Source organism: Pseudodesulfovibrio thermohalotolerans (assembly GCF_021353295.2).
GTDB lineage: Bacteria > Desulfobacterota > Desulfovibrionia > Desulfovibrionales > Desulfovibrionaceae > Pseudodesulfovibrio > Pseudodesulfovibrio thermohalotolerans.
Map to the genome: position 1 here is coordinate 2,259,030 of NZ_CP120635.1, position 15,481 is coordinate 2,274,510.

Genomic DNA, 15,481 nt, shown 5'->3' on the forward strand with positions numbered 1-15,481 from the left:
TATTTCCGGATCAGGCGGTCCGTTTCTCCGCCAGTACCGTTTCGCCCGCGACGGTCTTCTGACCGACACCGACAGTTGGTACATAGCCATCCGGAATGTAAAGGTCAACTCTTGATCCGAATTTAATCAAACCATACCGCTCTCCGCGCTTGAGCTTATCTCCGGGCTCGGCCCAGCAGACGATGCGGCGGGCGATAAGCCCCGCGATCTGGACCATGGTGAACCGCTGATTGCCCTTGCCCGTGACGACCACGATGTTGCGCTCGTTGTCCTCGCTCGCCTTGTCGAAGGAGGCGTTGAAGAACTTTCCGGGGATGTAGCGGATGGTCTCAATCTTTCCGCTGACCGGCATCCGGTTCACATGCACGTTGAAGACGTTCATGAAGATGGCGATGTACTGGCGGGAGTCGCCGGTGACGGGATCGATGGCGCGGTCTATCTTGATGACCCTGCCGTCGGCGGGAGCGGCCACGGCTTCCGCGTCCTCAGGTCCGACACGCTCCGGATCACGGAAGAAATGACCGATGAAAGCGGTGGCGGCGAGCCCGAGCAAGGCCATGGGCCAGCAGCCCATGATGGCGAAAATCAGGGTCGTGAATGCAGCGATTATTATATAGGGCACCCCTTCCAGGGCAACGCCGACAGACGGTTTCAACATAGCGCGTCGAGCTCCTTTCAAAAGAATTTCACGGTCCTTACCCCCGGCTCCCTCAAACCGCAAGTTTGTTTTTTACAATATATTCCTCCCAAGGTATACCCCATGATATGGATCCGGTCACGCACCTCTCGTCGGGCCTGCTCGGCGGCATGGCCGCCCGCAGGTGGTTTCCCGAGGCGAAGCACCTCGTGCCCGCCTGCGTGCTCGCGTCCTGGATTCCCGACGTGGATATCCTCTTCGGCAACAACGATCCCGAGTTCGACCTGCTCTATCACCGGGGCGTCAGCACCTCCGTCTTCGGCACCCTGTTCCTCGCCCTGGCCCTGGCCGGTCTGTACAAGCTGGTCTCCCCGCGCACTCCGTTCACCAAAATCGCGCCCCTGTTCTATGCCCTGACTCTGGTACACGTCTGGCTCGACCTGATTACCACCTACGGCACCCAGTTGCTCGCGCCTTTCTCCAACCACCGCTTCGCCCTGGACGGGGCGTTCATCATCGACCCGCTCTTCACCTTCACGGCGTTGGGCCTGATCGCCACGGCCCTGTTCCTGAAGACTCGCCGCCAGGCCATAGCCCTCGCTGGCATGGCCTGGTTCTTCATCTATCCGCTGGCCAATATGGGGATGGGAGCGATTCTCCAAACAGTCTACGCCCGCCAGCTCGACGCCAAGGGTGTTGCCTACGGCCACGTCCACGTCACTCCGGACGCGCTGTCGCCCCGTTTCTGGAAGGTAGTCGTCACGGCCGGACCGGACTACCTCCTCGACACCATGGACCTGTTCGGCGACGGCGAACCAGACGCGCCCCTGCGGGTCAGGCGGGCGGACAAGCGGGTATTGCGCAAGCTCGGAGAACAGCAGTCCATGTTCGCCACCTACGCATGGTTTTCCAAGTGGCCCTATGTCGAGGAGACCGAAACTCCCGACGGCAGGACCCTGATCTTCCATGACCTGCGGTTCACCTCCACCAGTCCGGCCATGGCGTGGGTTTATCGCGACAGGGAACCGCCGTTCACCCTCACCGCGCACCTCGACGGCTCCGGCCACATCACGGCGTGGTCCTTCGAGGGCGGCGTCAGTTCCAGGGGCGACGCCGGGGAACCGCCCAAGTGACATGGTTCGCGCTCTCCCTGGGGGCGGCCTTTTTCATGGCCACCAACTCCGCGTTCATGAAACGGTTCTTCTCCGACCTCTCGGCCTGGGAAATGAGCCTCATTCCCTATTTCTACGCCATGCCGCTCATGGTCCTCGCCATGCCCTTCATCGCAATTCCGGCCATCGGGCCGAGATTCCTCCCGTCCCTGGCCTGGGTCCTGCCCGTGCTCATGATATCCATCATCCTGCATTACAGGGCCATCCGCATGTCGCCCCTATCCCTGACCCTGCCCTTTCTGAGCTTCACCCCGGTCTTCGTCCTGTTCACCGGCGGCTTCATTCTGGATGAAACGCTCTCCGTCCCCGGCGTCGCTGGGATGCTCCTGGTGGTCGTGGGCGGCTACGTACTCAATCTCGATGCCGCCCGGTACGGATTTATCGGTCCCATACGGGCCATCTGGAAAGAACCAGGTTCAGGGCTCATGCTCATCGTCGCTTTCCTGTTCGGCCTGACCTCCGTGGGCGGGAAAGTCATGATCCTGGACTCCTCCCCCATGTTCGCGGCCTTGTCCGTATTCATCCTCTACGGCCTGCTGCTGACACTCATATTGATATGGACGGGCAGGGCCTCGCTCAAAAGCCTCACACGAAGGCCGCTCCTTGGGACGGCGGCCGGACTGATCGTCTTCGCAGAGATCATTTGCCACAACCTGGCCATGTCCATGACCGCGGCCGCCTATATGATTACCATCAAGAGGACGACCGGCATCTTCTCGGTCCTGTACGGCTGGATTCTCTTCAATGAAAGCGGCATACGGTTCCGCTTGCTCGGAACGGTCATCATGACCGCTGGAGCGGCCGTCATAGCCCTGTGGGGATAACGCCCGGCCCGACGATCTTCCTCAAGCCCACACCTCGCCCGATCGCCGCCCCGGCCCCGGTCGCGAACACTAAAAACGCCCGGAAGAACCGGGCGCTTACATATTTCGGATCAAATCGAAATCAGGTCAGGCAGCGGTAGAAATCCCCGCCAAGCCTATGCATGGGCACCACGCGGCCTTCGAGAATGAGCCCCTGGGGAATGAATTTCTCGCCAAGATACTCCGTCGGCGGCTGGAAGCCATTTTCGCGAACCAGGATGACCGATGCACGAGTGGCCGCGCTATGCGCTATGAGTCCTTCCGGAAAGAATTCGGCCCGATCCACACTGTCGCCCACGGCTTCGAAGAATGCGCGATACTTGTCGAAACAATTATCCGCGGCCAGGGTCTGCTGGATGCCCGCCATGATCTCGTTAGCCACGAAATCAACCGACCGGCCACGGACCAGCGCATAGGCGTTGCGCCGGGTCGGATCGGCCAACATGACGGCTCCCGCGCCCAGCGAATGGATCAAATCGTGCGTTCTTTCCCCGGACAGCGGGTCGCTCTGGTAGCCCAAGGTCTGTATATCCGCGCACCTGCCGCGCCGCGCCAGTATCTGCATGGCAAGCAGCATGATGCCGGTCCCCGCTCCGATATCCACGCCGAGAAAGGAACCGTTTTCCCGGACCGTTTCCGTTCTGGACAGGACCGCACGCATAAGGTGAGCTGCCTTGGGAGCGTCGGCCAGAACCCGCAGCACCGGCGACCACATACGCAGCCGGTTCATGATCTCGATATCGTCTCCCGGCTCGTTCATGGACTGATGGCGTGAAAACCGCTCATACAACGCGGCCAGCTCGCCGTAGGGCACCGGATCGCGATGCGCGTTCTCATGTACGTAGGCAAAGAAATATTTCACTGCGACGTTGAGGAGGCGGGCATCGGAGACGGGCTCGCCGGGGTCGCACAGATGCTCCACATCCGAAGCCAGGGAATCGGAGGTATAAAATTCCGGGACGATGGCCGGGGCCTGACAACCGACCAAGGCCGTGAAGTTGCGGGCCTGCATTCCCGCCGAGGCGAGAGGAGAGCCGGTCACCCCGCCGGATACCGCGCTGTGCGTCGGATCGAACATATTATGTACGCTTGTCTTGCTCATGGTCGCTGGAACGGTCGTGTTAGTGGAAATTGTTGCCGTCCAGCCCGTATTTGCACGGACCATACCGGCGATGAAAGAAACGTCGCACAAAAGTCGCAATTTCTCACTAATTCCACAAAAACAAGCTGATAAGGGATTAACTCGGCACAAAAAAAGCCGACCTCATTGAGGTCGGCCTGATTGCCTGGAGCGGGAAACGGGATTTGAACCCGCGACTTCAACCTTGGCAAGGTTGCACTCTACCACTGAGTTATTCCCGCGTGGTGATATGGAGACTCCCCCCAAAAAAGCCGGTCTCTCGCAGAGACCGGCCCAATTGGCTGGAGCGGGAAACGGGATTTGAACCCGCGACTTCAACCTTGGCAAGGTTGCACTCTACCACTGAGTTATTCCCGCCGGTGGAGGCGACATCCGGATTTGAACCGGAGAATGGAGGTTTTGCAGACCTCTGCCTTACCACTTGGCTATGTCGCCGACTTTTTTGGAGCGGGAAACGGGATTTGAACCCGCGACTTCAACCTTGGCAAGGTTGCACTCTACCACTGAGTTATTCCCGCCCTCAAAAGCGAACCACTGTTTACCCGTGCCCCTTTCAGGTGTCAAGCGGATTCTATGATTTTTTTTAAAATCCTGAGGCATATGAACATCCTGTATTTTTAACCCTAACGGAAAGACTTTACTTTTTGAGCCTTTTTGGTATACCAACGCGCTTTAATTCAGTAGAACTGTGTGTGCACCCTTAGCTCCTCAAACAGATTGCTCACTATCAGAGGGGAGGTTCAAATGGAAGCCAATGACCTGAAGTACTTCAAGGAAACTTTGAACGGTATGCTCGACGATATCCTCCAGAAAAGCGAGGCAACGATCGAAGACATGACCGAATCCGGAGAGGTCTACGCCGATCCTGCTGATCGGGCCACGGCCGAAAGCGACCGCGCCTTCACACTGCGTCTGCGCGACCGCGAACGGAAGCTCATCAAAAAGATCCAACAGGCCATCAACCGCATTGAAGACGGCGAGTTCGGTATCTGCCAGGAGTGCGGCGACGACATCTCCATCGCCCGACTCAAGGCAAGACCCATGACAACGCTGTGCATCAATTGCAAAAGCAAACAGGAAGAGGACGAGGCCGTCCGCGGCGATTAGCCGCCTCCCCGGTCTTGGACGAAAACGGCCATGGAAGCCAACTTTTTCCGCTTCCTGAGCGCGGAACTCGCGTCCTTTCTATCCGGTCGCCGAATAGACAAGGTATTCGGCCCGGCCCCCGGAGTCTGGGTGCTGGCCATCCAGAACACGGGCGAACCTCTACACATGATCTTCAGGCCCGCCAAATCGGCGGGCCATTTATTTCTTTCCCCGGTCAAGCCCGTCAACCCGCAAACCGCTCCGGCCATGGCCATGTGGTTCCGCAAGCGGCTGCGAAACCGCAAGATTCTGGCGGTGCACCGGGATTGGCCCAACCTGCGGCTGGCGTTCGAGCTCACCCCACGCACCGACCCGGACGGCAAAACTTTCCTCATCCTCGACTGCCGCACCGGCATGACCCTGGCCGACGAGTTGCCACAATCCTTTTCAGACGAGCCGGAATGGCCCGCCCTGGAGGACGTCCTCGACGATCCTGAAATTTGGCGCGCCTATCCGCACATATCGCCGCTCCTGCGCAAGGTCCTGGCTGGTCTTCCGGAAGACCAGGCCCACGCCCTCTACTTCCGCGTCGCCACCGCCTCCGCCGATCAATTTCACATTCCCCGATCCGGCGACCGCCGACAGCCTCCCACGGCCTGGCCGAACGGCAACGACGACGAGGTGTTCGCCTCGGCCGTTGACGCCGCCCGCGCCTACGGCGAGAGCACTCTCTTCCCCCTGCTCGACATGGAAGAGGACAAGGCGCAAACCGTGCAGCTCAAGCGCGTGCGCAAGAAACTCAAGCGCAACCTCGCCCGGCTGGACGAAGAACAGGCGCGGCTCGAAACCCTTGCCGCCGAACAGATCAAGGCCGAGGCATTGCAGGCCGAGCTGTATCGATTCAAGAACGCCGAAGGGCTCGAATCAGTGGAAGTATCGCACCCCGTGCACGGAACCATGACCGTCCCCCTCAATCCCTTCCTGTCTCCCACCGAGAATATGGAGCGGTATTTCAAGCTGTCGGCCAAGGCGCAACGAGGTTTTCCGCACATCGAACGACGCCGCCGGGAATTGCTCTCCCAGCTTGCCAAGGCCGAGGACGGAACGCTTGAAATACATCCCGCCGCGCACCAATCTTCCCCCGAGCCGGAAGGCCCTGCCGCCCTGCCCAAACGATTTCGCGGCCTGGCCGTCAGCCTGTTCCGCACCACCGACGGCTTCACGGTCATTCGCGGCAAGAACAAACAGGCCAACCACCACATGCTCAGCAAGGCGGCCTCGCCCTTCGATTACTGGTTCCACGCTGAAGACGGCCCCAGCTCCCACGTCATTCTCAAACGCGACCACCCTGGTCAGGACGTGCCCGAAGCATCCCTGATCCAGGCAGCCGCGCTCTGCGGACTCAAAAGCTATCGCAAGGACGATGGCAAGGCCGACATCATGTACGCCCTGGTCAAGGATGTGCGCAAGGTCAAGGGATTCAACCTCGGCCAAGTGGCCGTGGACCGCAAACTCGGCACGCTGCGTGTCGACCTGGACCCCGATCTGGACAGCCGATTGGCGTAGGAATGCCTCCTGGCCCCCCTACCCCCCCCCTCTCCCTCCGAAACTTTTTATATGTGCTTCCGCGCAGCCGAAGCTCCGCAATAAGATAAGCTTCTTTTCTACCAGAGAGGCTAACCCCACAATCCGTAAAAAAGAACTCCCCAACACGCCACTCACACTTGCAAAGCAACATAAAAGGCTTTGGAAAAGAATGGAGATGGGGGGGCGGGGGAAGAGGAAGGAAAGAACCTTTCACCGAAAGGGTTTTCCTTCCTCTTCCCCTGGCCCCGGAGGCACCGCCTCGTCTACACCATACGGTTGACGGACATTTTTTGGAGCATGTTGAGGGCCAGTTGTTTTTCGGAATCCATGCGGTCGGCCACACTGCGCCGGACCCCGACGGTGGACGAGCCGAACTGGCCTTTCCTGGATTCGTAGACGCCTTCGATAAGTTGGGCGTTGAAATCGTCGTTTTGTCCGTGCCCCAGGAACTTGTCGATGACCTTGTTGAAGATGTTGGCCGCGCCGGTCGGGCCGTGCTGAACCGAAGTGGACCAAAGGACTTCTTTAAGAACGGGCGGGGCGTTATCGAAATCCAGGCCGGTGCGTTCCAGAATCATTGCCCGGGCCGGGGCATAGGTCTGGCGGGCGATGAAATCGTGCTGGGCCTTTTCGAATCCGGCCGGATCCTCGGCGGCGATGGCCTGCCAGACGCCCGGCATGGCACCCTGCTTCGAGCCGGTGTCGGCCGGACCGGCCTCGCGCAGACGATTCGCCCACTCGGGCCGTGCATCATCGAGATACGTCAAGAATTCGTCTATGGTGCCCGGCTTGGAGGCGATTTGATACTTGCCATAGGAAGTCCCGCCCACACGGTCGTAACCGATAGCCGCCACACCCGCGTCGCCCGACTCGAACCGCGCCGAGAGCTCTCCCGGGATATGGGCCGGACCGCCGGTCCGGACCGTTTCACGGGCACCCTGCTGACGGGCTGAAGGCGAACCGTTGGCGGTTTGAAGAGCGGCTTCGTCGCGCATGATGCTGGAGATGGCGGACAACGCCTCAAGGACCTGAGAATCATTGATGACTGAGACATCGAAAGACCCAGCGCCGGACTCGTCGCCGGTCCCGCCGGAGTCGTTGCCGAAAAGCGCGCGGGTCATGCGCATCTGGTTATCAAAGGAAGTCCGCAAGGCCAGTTGCCGGGCATCGCGCGCACCGGATGAATCCTGCGTTGCGTTAAGGGTCTCGTAACCGTTTATCCTGCCGATGGACATGGGCTGCTCCTGCGCTGAAGACGTCAAAAAAATGACCCCCGCTCGGGTCCGCTGAATGAGAAGCAAAGGCCGTGCCTATGAATGCAGCACGAAGGAATGGTCGGGGATCAATCCGTGAACAGGTGGGAGAAACGCATATCGGCGAGCATATGGTCAACCAGCTTGCGGTGCCCGGAAGGCAAGGCGTAGCCGGAAAGCTCGGCCGGACGCACAAAGCCGCCCCGGACCGCCTCATTGAAGACCGGCTCGGTGGGGTCGCCCGCATAGCGGCAAAGAAAGCAGTCCATGGTCACCCGGTAACGGGTGTAGCTGTAGCGGACCACGGTGATCTTCTCGACAGGCTCCACGGCCAGCTCCACTTCTTCCAGATACTCGCGTCTGAGAGCCTGCTCGGAGGTCTCGCCGGGCTCGACGCACCCGCCGGGAAATTCCCAAAGGCCGGGCCAAACATCGGTGAGCTTGCGCTTCTGAATAAGCACGCAGCCCTCGTGGACCAGAAAGCCGGTGGCCATGTCGATACGAATGGGTTGCCTGGACACGGGAAGCACCGGACGAAGCGGCACGGTGCCCGCCTCAAGCGCGCGGCAGTATTCGCGGACCGGACAGGTTTCGCAAAGGGGATTCTTGCGGCAGACCAATGCCCCGAACTCCATGATCGCCTGGTTGAAATCGCCGGGCCGGTCGGCGGGGATGATCCGCCGGACGGCGTCCTCAATCATGTTGCGCCCGGCCCTGTCGCGGACCGGGATATCCATGTCCAGCAGACGGGCGAAGACCCGAAGAACGTTGGCGTCAACAGCGGGCTCACGTTGGTTGAAGGCGATGGACGCCACGGCTCCGGCCGTATAGTCCCCCACTCCCGGCAGGGAGCGGATGTCTTCGATGTCGGAAGGGAAGTCGCCGCCGAATCGCTCCTCGATAAGGTGCGCGGCGCGGCGCATGTTGCGGGCGCGGGAGTAATAGCCGAGCCCTTCCCACAGATTGAGGACGTCCTCCTCGTGGGCCTCGGCAAGGGAATGAATGTCGGGGAAACGCCCCATCCACCGGGTGTGGTATTCCACCACCCGATCCATCTGGGTCTGTTGGGCCATGATCTCGGAAACCCATACGGCGTAGGGCTCGGGATGTCGCCGCCAGGGCAGGTCCCGTCCATTGGCATCATACCAGCCAAGCAGCGCGCGAGTGAATCCGGTCTCATCCATGACCGGAGTTGTTTACCTTCCCTTGGCCTGGTTGGCAACCGCTTCGGCGGCCCTTGCCGCTTCCTCGGGATCGCCCAGATAGTAATGCCTGATGGGGGTCAGATCATCGTTCAGCTCATAAACCAGAGGCAGGCCGGTGGGAATGTTCAGGGTGGTGATCTCCTCGTCCGACATACCGTCCAGGAACTTGACCAGCCCGCGCAGGGAATTGCCGTGGGCCACGATAAGCACCCGCTTCCCGGCGCGCACCTGTGGGGCGACGGTGTCAAACCAGTAAGGCATGGTCCGGTCAATGGTCAGGCTGAGACTTTCGCAACGCGGCAGGTCTTCCGGAGCGAGGGACGCGTAGCGCGGATCGTTGCCGGGGAACCGATCGTCGTCCTGGTCAAGTTCCGGCGGCGGGGTGTCGAAACTGCGACGCCAGACAAAAACCTGCTCGTCCCCGTATTTTTTCGCGGTTTCGGCCTTGTTCAACCCCTGCAATGCGCCGTAGTGCCGCTCGTTGAGCCGCCAGGTCTTGAATACGGGCAGCCACATGAGATCCATCACGTCCTGAACGCGCCACAGGGTGCGGACGGCCCGCTTGAGCAGGGAGGTATGGGCCACGTCGAAGGTGAACCCCTGTTCCAAAAGCAGCCCTGCGCCGTGCTCGGCCTCGCGCAAGCCCTGCTCGGTCAGGTCCACGTCGGTCCAGCCCGTGAACCTGTTTTCAAGGTTCCACAGACTCTGCCCATGCCGAATCAATACCAATTTACGCATGACGCCTCCGCTTCGTGTTCGCTTTACGACACGACATCATAGCCCGAGAACGGGAGGCTTGGAAAGGACGGCCCGCCGAAGTCAGTAACGTTTGGAAGTCGAACCGCGAATTTCCTTGTCGATCTGATCGAAAAGCTCGCGCTTGCGCTTGTCGAAGGTCAGCGCGCTCTTGATGGCCGCCGCCGCCACGCACAAAATGCTCAGGATGATGACCAGCCCCTTGGATATTTCCCACCGCTGGCTCGGGTCCTTGATGGTATCAAGGATTATGTTCCCCTCAACGCCCTGGGTAAAATAGATGAGCGAAGGCAAGGCGACGAGCAGGATACCAAGGCCGATGAGTTCAAGCCAGATGAAACTGCGGCCGAGCATGAGGATGAACAGGGTGGCGTCGCGGATGATGCGCAAAGTGACGAGGCGGCCCTGAAGGCTGTCGATATGCTCTTCGATCTCGTCGGAGAACCGCAAGGATTTGCGAAAATTGTCCGCCTCCTGGAGGCGCTGGGTGCGAATCCAGTTGATCTTGTCCACACAGTGGTTGAATTCCTTGTTGAATTCTCTGAGGAGCTTGGGAAACGGGAACCAGGCGGCCTCCCGCTGAATACCCCGCACCCGTTCCGTCAGGTGGCCGATGTTCGCGTTGATCCGCTTGACCTCCCGCCTGACCTCGTCATCAAGGCCCGCCCGGAATTTATCCGTTCCCTGAAGCAGTTGGTGATAGGCCACATAATTATTGGTTTGCCCGAAGCCGCGCAGCCGGTCCAGCTCCTCGTTGGCCGCTTCGAAATAGGGGTGGGTTTCGTCGAACCGCCTGGAAATGTCGTCGGTCAAATCCTCCACCTGCTTGCGGGTCGTTTCCACCGATTTCTCGGCTTCGTTCCACTTCTCCCACATGGCGCTCAATAACTGCACCCTACCGCGATCGAGTTCGGGATCAACGAGGATGCGATTAAAGTAATTCGGATCGCGGTCCACGAGATCGAAAAGCGTGTCCATTGCCTGGCCGGTAAAGCCCATCTTGACCATGCACACGGCCTGCCGATAAACCGGCTGAAGCCAACTCGGGGCCAGAGTGTTGACCCGTTTGTAGGTGTTGATGGCGTTCTTGTAGTCCCCTTCGACCTCCATGAGCCTCGCTTGAAGGAAAGCCATGCACCCCTGCTGCAATGGGGTGTAGCTCATGCGCTCGGCCTCCTGCCAATGGAACATGGCCTGGGTCGTATCGCCCCTCTCCAGATACCAATAGCCCCAAAGAGATTGAGGCTGATAGCTTCTCGGGTACTTGATCTGAGCGTCCTTGAGAAACCGCTCGGAATTGTCCATGTCGCCCTTTTCCAGGCAGTCCAGAGCCTCCCAGATATAGTCCCCCTCCTGAGGAGCCAACTGCTTGAAGGCTCCGTCCCACTCCTTGCTCCGGCAACGCCAGACGAGCTTCAGGGTTCTGAGCTGGACCGGAACATTAATCTCGAAAACCGCCCTTGCCAACAAACTCTCCAGGTCGTCCCTGGATTCCATGACTTTGAGGATACCGGAGACGAAATCCTCCTTGCTCAGATCGGTGTCGAGGCTGGCGAACCCGTCGGAGAAATCGTTGAAGTCGGCCTTGGCGAGCAACCGCCAGACCTGGGGCTGAGGAGTGACAATCTTCCTGCTGGGGCACTGGGAGGCCTCGTGATTTTTGAGCCCGCAATAAAAGCATTCGCCGCCCCCGTCGGAAGCCACCAACGCGTTGGGAAGGGGCACCTGCATGGTCCCGTATCCTCTGCTTCCTTCGGCGTCCCGCAGGGACAGGGTGCACCAGGAGTCCAGGGAAACCGGCCCGGCTCCGTAGCGCGCTTCGTTCATGCGGAACCAGGGAGAAAGCAAAAAGCCGTCCATGAAGCGCACGTGGGGATAGTCCGGGGTGAGCCGATTCCAATCCAACCCGACCTTGCGGGGCAGATCGGCGGTGAAATGCAGGTCGCCCTGGGGCACCGCGGCCATGACCACGGGCCAATATTTCTTGTCCGAGGCTTCCTTGTTGCAGCGGATGAGATTCACTATCTCCGTGCAAAAGCTCTTGAGCAGCCGGAAATTGTCGAGAGGCAGGAAGAGCGCCCCTTCCTTCACGTCGGAAATGTATTTGAGTCCGAGCCGTTGCAAAAGCTCGATGATGTCGGTGGAAAAATCGCGCCAGCCAACAATGCTCTCCTTGTCCGACATGCGCCCGAGCGGCTTGATGATGAAATACCAGCGAAGCATGGACTCGTAGTCGAGCCCCTGGTCGGCGACAAGCCGCAGCCACTTGACGTTGGCCAGCCCGTCCATGCTCCCGGCGGGTTCGGTGGACAACCCGGCCACGGATTGAATGCGCTCCTTGAGGCCGGGATGGACGACCACTTCGAAATCATTCGGAGGTGCCACCCGCTGGCGGTCCAGTTCCACGGACAGGGATACGGAAAATTCGAGGTTGTAGCCAGCCAGAAAAGTCAGGGGCACCAACTGGCAGAAAACCGGCATGGGATTGACCCTGGCCCAAACCTGCAACCTGGCAATGGCCCGGAACACCTCCACGGTGTTGCAATACCAAAGGGCCTGCTCACCTTCCCTGGCCACGCACAGGGCGCCGAACTCCTGGAGGGTATTGTCCACCACGCCGTGCAGGTCGCCCTTCCAGACAACCCATATGCCGAAGCCGGAGGCCACCAGCCGGGACTGGCTGATGACGGGCAGGGTCTCCAGAAGCTTGCTTATATTCTGCACGGGGCCACCTCTCGCCGCTGACGGGCATCCTTCTCCACGGGGACGAAGCATGTTGCGCGGCCGGACCGCGCGACATGCGCTAACTCAACGTATTCAGGGGAATATCTTTCCCGTCGCGCACCATGCAAAACAGGTTCCAAACACGTTGCGCTTCTTCACTTTTTCCTCTTTTTTCACAACCTTGCATATAAATTTCAACCTTTCGCCGAAGAGAATCCAGGGCGAGCCCCCGAAAGGTGTCGTCAAGTTTTCGGCTTTGCAGGATTTTCATCAACGCGCGGATGCGGTGCAGGTCCGCGCACGGCACGCAGACGGAGAGCTGGTCCGGCCTGCCGCCATGCTTGACAGTCAACGGCTCGCGGACCAGTCCCACCGGAAAATGCAGACAGGCCCGCAGCCACATGTCGTAATCCTCGCAGGAAGGCATGGCCGTATCGAAAGGTCCCATGACCTCCCACGCCTTGCGGGTGAACATGGTGCACGACGGACTAATCAGGCACATCTCCAGCGAAGCCTCGAAGAACCACCCCTCGGGCTTGGCGTAGCGGGCGGGCTGATTGACCCGCCTGCCGCCGCGATACCAGATTTCCTCGGTCTGGCAGATCTCGTAGCCGTTCCCCGCCATGTACGCGAGCTGGGTTTCGAGCTTGTGCGGCATCCATTCGTCATCGGAATCGAGCAGAGCCACGACCTCGCCGAGGCACGAGGCTATGCCTGTGTTGCGCGCCCCGGAAACCCCCTGGTTCTCCTGACGGCTGTAGTGAATGCGCGGATCGTCGAACCGGGAAAGGACCGCTTCGGTGTCGTCGGTGGAGCCGTCGTCAACGATCCGGCACTCCCAGTTGCCGTAGGTTTGCGACAGGACCGATTCGAGCGCCCTGCCTATGTATTCCGCCCGATTGTAAGTGGGCAGGATTATGGAGACCAGACTGTTTTTCATGTATCAGAGCCCTTGCTTTCGCCGTCGTGAACTGTCATGTTGTGTATCCAACAGTCCACCCAGGCGCAATCAATGAGAATATTTCAAGTCATCAATGTCCGCTGGTTCAACGCGACGGCGTGGTACGCCATCACCTTAAGCAAACTCCTGGCCGATGCCGGTCACGAGGTCCTGGTCTTGACGCAGGCCGGAACGCAATCCGAGGCCATGGCCCGTGAAGCCGGGCTCGAAACCGTTTCCGTCGACCTGAACACCACCAATCCCCTGCGCTTCGCCGCCGCCGCAAGGCATATCATACAACTCCTGCGGACGCACCGCCCGGAAATCGTCAATTGCCACCGGGGTGAAGGCTTCTTCCTGTGGGGACTGCTCAAACTCTTCGGCTTCCACTATCAATTGGTGCGCACCCGGGGCGACCAGCGTCCGCCCCGCTCCGACGCGATCAATCGCTGGCTCCACTCGGGCGTCTCCGACGCCGTGGTGGTCACCAATCGGCGCATGGCCGAATATTTTCTGCACAAGATGCGTACCCCCGGCCCCGGATTATGGCTCATCCACGGCGGCGTGGACACCGCAAAATTCCACTTCGACCAGGCTGGTCGGGATCGGGTCCGTGAAGAGTTCGGCTTCGGCCCGGACGACCTCGTCGTGGGCCTGCTCGGACGGTTCGACCGGGTCAAGGGACACAAGGAAACCATCGAGGCCGTGGCCGCCCTGCGCCGACAGGGCATGGACAACATCCGTCTTCTGCTCATCGGCTTCGACACGGCCATGACCACCGACCAGATCGAAGCGCACATCCGGGCTGCCGGGGTTGAGGACATCACCCGCATCAGCGGCAGGCGGGACGACGTGGCCGCCTGCGTCAGCGCGCTGGACATCGGCGTGGTCGCCTCGCTGTGGTCCGAGGCCATCGCCCGCTCCGCGCTGGAAATCATGGCCGCCGAACGGCCGCTGGTCTCCACCGACGTGGGCGTCATGCCCGATCTGGTGGACGCCTCCGTGCTGGTAAAACCCGAGGACGTGGATGGACTGGCCGAAGCCATAAAAGGCGTGGCGACCGATCCGGATCTGCGCGAACAGGTCCTGGCCGCCCAGAAACGGACCATGTCCCAGCTCACCTTGGACGAGTTCCTCAAGCGGACGCTGAACCTCTACCAGAGTCTTCTGGAAGACGCCTGATCCGAATCAGCCCCCGAACAGCTCGCGGGTCTTGGCGATCCTGTCGGCCACGGCCAGAACGGTCAGGGCGTAGCTTTCGGAGTGGTTGTAGCGATAGATGACCTTGAGCTTCTGCTCCGGCGTCATGGAATCCTTCCAGCCATGCGCGGCCACGAAGTTGGCCATGCTGTAGAGGGCGTCCCGCATCTCGAAAAGATCGATACGCCCATCTCCGGACCCGTCCCGGCCGTAATGTTCCGCATTGGTCGGCATGAACTGGCACAGGCCAATGGCGCCGTACACCGAGCTGCGGATGGTCAACGGGTCCTGTCCGATGCCCTGGGCATAGCGAATGAGCGCCTTGAGTTCCTCATAGGCCCAATCTCCCTTCTCCCGGGTCCGCCTTCTGAGCCAGTCCATGGTCTCGTCGGACAAGTCTGTCCGTTCGATGCGATCGCGGATGAGCTCAAAATCTCCAGCCAGGGCCATGGAGGCCAGTATGGTGAAACCGTTGTGGTCGCCGACGCTCATGCCCAGCCGGGTCTCCAGCAACATAAGCGCGGTCAGGATTTCACCCGGCACCCCGAACTCCTCATGAATCAGGGTCAAATCGGCGCGGTGTTCACGGTAAAAGGCATAGGCTCCGGCGATAAGCAACGGATTCAGATAGCGATCCATGACCTGCGGTTCGGCCCGAGGGCCTGGCTCTCTGGAGGAAAGCCGGGTGTTGAGCAGGACGTTCATCTTGCGGGCCATGATCTCGGGCTTGAACTCCAGGTCCGGACTGGAGAACAGATAAGCGACCTTGCGCCGCTCAAACCCGTCCTCCGCGAGACGGCCCACCAGCGGGTCCCACAGGCCACCCGACGCTGCGGCCGCCAGTCCAAGGACACAAACAAAAACGGCGGCCAACGAAATTCCGATGGCCGCGCGTTTCATGCGCCTTTTGGGCTGCG

General features: G+C 60.2%; 13 protein-coding genes and 4 tRNA genes. 5 read left to right on the plus strand and 12 right to left on the minus strand.

From position 1 onward, the window contains the following. Positions 1-10: 10 nt before the first annotated feature. Positions 11-658, minus strand: a complete 648-nt coding sequence (locus LF599_RS10800) for a phosphatidylserine decarboxylase family protein (protein ID WP_269942444.1) — start codon at positions 656-658, stop codon at positions 11-13. A gap of 107 nt (positions 659-765) precedes the next feature. Between LF599_RS10800 and LF599_RS10805 the strand changes: the two genes are divergently transcribed. Further along, positions 766-1,770: a metal-dependent hydrolase gene (locus tag LF599_RS10805; RefSeq protein ID WP_279520754.1), complete on the plus strand. Its 1,005-nt coding sequence runs from the start codon at positions 766-768 to the stop codon at positions 1,768-1,770. Beyond that, positions 1,767-2,633: a DMT family transporter gene (locus LF599_RS10810; RefSeq protein WP_279520755.1), complete on the plus strand. Its 867-nt coding sequence runs from the start codon at positions 1,767-1,769 to the stop codon at positions 2,631-2,633. Before LF599_RS10805 ends, LF599_RS10810 begins: the two co-directional genes overlap by 4 nt. 121 nt (positions 2,634-2,754) lie before the next feature. Here the strand turns inward: LF599_RS10810 and LF599_RS10815 are convergent, their stop codons facing one another. The 5 genes from LF599_RS10815 to LF599_RS10835 form a co-directional block, all read right to left on the minus strand. Further along, on the minus strand, positions 2,755-3,774 hold the full coding sequence (locus LF599_RS10815) for a hypothetical protein (RefSeq protein WP_279520756.1): 1,020 nt from the start codon (positions 3,772-3,774) through the stop codon (positions 2,755-2,757). 185 nt (positions 3,775-3,959) lie between these two features. Next, positions 3,960-4,034: transfer RNA gene (locus tag LF599_RS10820), tRNA-Gly, on the minus strand. A 61-nt stretch (positions 4,035-4,095) separates the two neighbouring features. Next, positions 4,096-4,170: transfer RNA gene (locus tag LF599_RS10825), tRNA-Gly, on the minus strand. Between the two features lie 3 nt (positions 4,171-4,173). Beyond that, a tRNA-Cys gene (locus LF599_RS10830) sits at positions 4,174-4,248 on the minus strand. An 8-nt stretch (positions 4,249-4,256) separates the two neighbouring features. Further along, positions 4,257-4,331 (minus strand) — tRNA-Gly (locus tag LF599_RS10835). A 226-nt stretch (positions 4,332-4,557) separates the two neighbouring features. Here LF599_RS10835 and dksA point away from each other — a divergent pair. Beyond that, complete coding sequence (gene dksA, locus LF599_RS10840; RefSeq protein ID WP_279520757.1) at positions 4,558-4,920, plus strand: RNA polymerase-binding protein DksA; 363 nt, start codon at positions 4,558-4,560, stop codon at positions 4,918-4,920. 30 nt (positions 4,921-4,950) lie between these two features. Further along, positions 4,951-6,465 carry an NFACT RNA binding domain-containing protein gene (locus LF599_RS10845; RefSeq protein ID WP_279520758.1) on the plus strand — a complete coding sequence of 505 codons (1,515 nt, stop codon included), beginning with the start codon at positions 4,951-4,953 and terminating at the stop codon, positions 6,463-6,465. 284 nt (positions 6,466-6,749) lie between these two features. Here LF599_RS10845 and LF599_RS10850 read toward each other — a convergent pair whose 3' ends face one another. From LF599_RS10850 to LF599_RS10870, 5 genes are all read right to left on the minus strand, one after another. Then, positions 6,750-7,721 carry a VgrG-related protein gene (locus LF599_RS10850; protein WP_279520759.1) on the minus strand — a complete coding sequence of 324 codons (972 nt, stop codon included), beginning with the start codon at positions 7,719-7,721 and terminating at the stop codon, positions 6,750-6,752. A 107-nt stretch (positions 7,722-7,828) separates the two neighbouring features. Further along, a complete protein-coding gene (mutY, locus tag LF599_RS10855) occupies positions 7,829-8,923 on the minus strand; it encodes an A/G-specific adenine glycosylase (RefSeq protein ID WP_279520760.1) in 1,095 nt (364 codons plus the stop codon). A 12-nt stretch (positions 8,924-8,935) separates the two neighbouring features. Further along, positions 8,936-9,682: a 2,3-diphosphoglycerate-dependent phosphoglycerate mutase gene (gpmA, locus tag LF599_RS10860; protein WP_279520761.1), complete on the minus strand. Its 747-nt coding sequence runs from the start codon at positions 9,680-9,682 to the stop codon at positions 8,936-8,938. 81 nt (positions 9,683-9,763) lie between these two features. Beyond that, positions 9,764-12,424 (minus strand): tetratricopeptide repeat protein, encoded by a 2,661-nt coding sequence (locus tag LF599_RS10865; RefSeq protein ID WP_279520762.1) that lies wholly within the window; start codon positions 12,422-12,424, stop codon positions 9,764-9,766. A gap of 79 nt (positions 12,425-12,503) precedes the next feature. After that, entirely contained in the window at positions 12,504-13,364 is an 861-nt protein-coding gene (locus tag LF599_RS10870; protein ID WP_279520763.1) for a glycosyltransferase family 2 protein, read from the minus strand. A gap of 72 nt (positions 13,365-13,436) precedes the next feature. On the opposite strand from LF599_RS10870, the gene LF599_RS10875 reads away from it, so the two are divergent. Further along, entirely contained in the window at positions 13,437-14,546 is a 1,110-nt protein-coding gene (locus LF599_RS10875; protein ID WP_279520764.1) for a glycosyltransferase family 4 protein, read from the plus strand. A gap of 6 nt (positions 14,547-14,552) precedes the next feature. On the opposite strand, the gene LF599_RS10880 is transcribed toward LF599_RS10875, so the two are convergent. Continuing rightward, positions 14,553-15,437: a lytic murein transglycosylase gene (locus tag LF599_RS10880; RefSeq protein ID WP_279520765.1), complete on the minus strand. Its 885-nt coding sequence runs from the start codon at positions 15,435-15,437 to the stop codon at positions 14,553-14,555. Positions 15,438-15,481: the final 44 nt, after the last annotated feature.

Bases quoted from the DNA above. Each gene is read 5' to 3' on its own strand.
- LF599_RS10850 (WP_279520759.1), bottom strand. From the start codon at position 7,721: ATGTCCATCGGCAGGATAAACGGTTACGAGACCCTTAACGCAACGCAG.
- LF599_RS10805 (WP_279520754.1), top strand. From the start codon at position 766: ATGGATCCGGTCACGCACCTCTCGTCGGGCCTGCTCGGCGGCATGGCC.
- LF599_RS10845 (WP_279520758.1), top strand. From the start codon at position 4,951: ATGGAAGCCAACTTTTTCCGCTTCCTGAGCGCGGAACTCGCGTCCTTT.
- LF599_RS10800 (WP_269942444.1), bottom strand. From the start codon at position 658: ATGTTGAAACCGTCTGTCGGCGTTGCCCTGGAAGGGGTGCCCTATATA.
- LF599_RS10870 (WP_279520763.1), bottom strand. From the start codon at position 13,364: ATGAAAAACAGTCTGGTCTCCATAATCCTGCCCACTTACAATCGGGCG.
- gpmA (WP_279520761.1), bottom strand. From the start codon at position 9,682: ATGCGTAAATTGGTATTGATTCGGCATGGGCAGAGTCTGTGGAACCTT.
- dksA (WP_279520757.1), top strand. From the start codon at position 4,558: ATGGAAGCCAATGACCTGAAGTACTTCAAGGAAACTTTGAACGGTATG.
- LF599_RS10815 (WP_279520756.1), bottom strand. From the start codon at position 3,774: ATGAGCAAGACAAGCGTACATAATATGTTCGATCCGACGCACAGCGCG.
- LF599_RS10875 (WP_279520764.1), top strand. From the start codon at position 13,437: ATGAGAATATTTCAAGTCATCAATGTCCGCTGGTTCAACGCGACGGCG.
- mutY (WP_279520760.1), bottom strand. From the start codon at position 8,923: ATGGATGAGACCGGATTCACTCGCGCGCTGCTTGGCTGGTATGATGCC.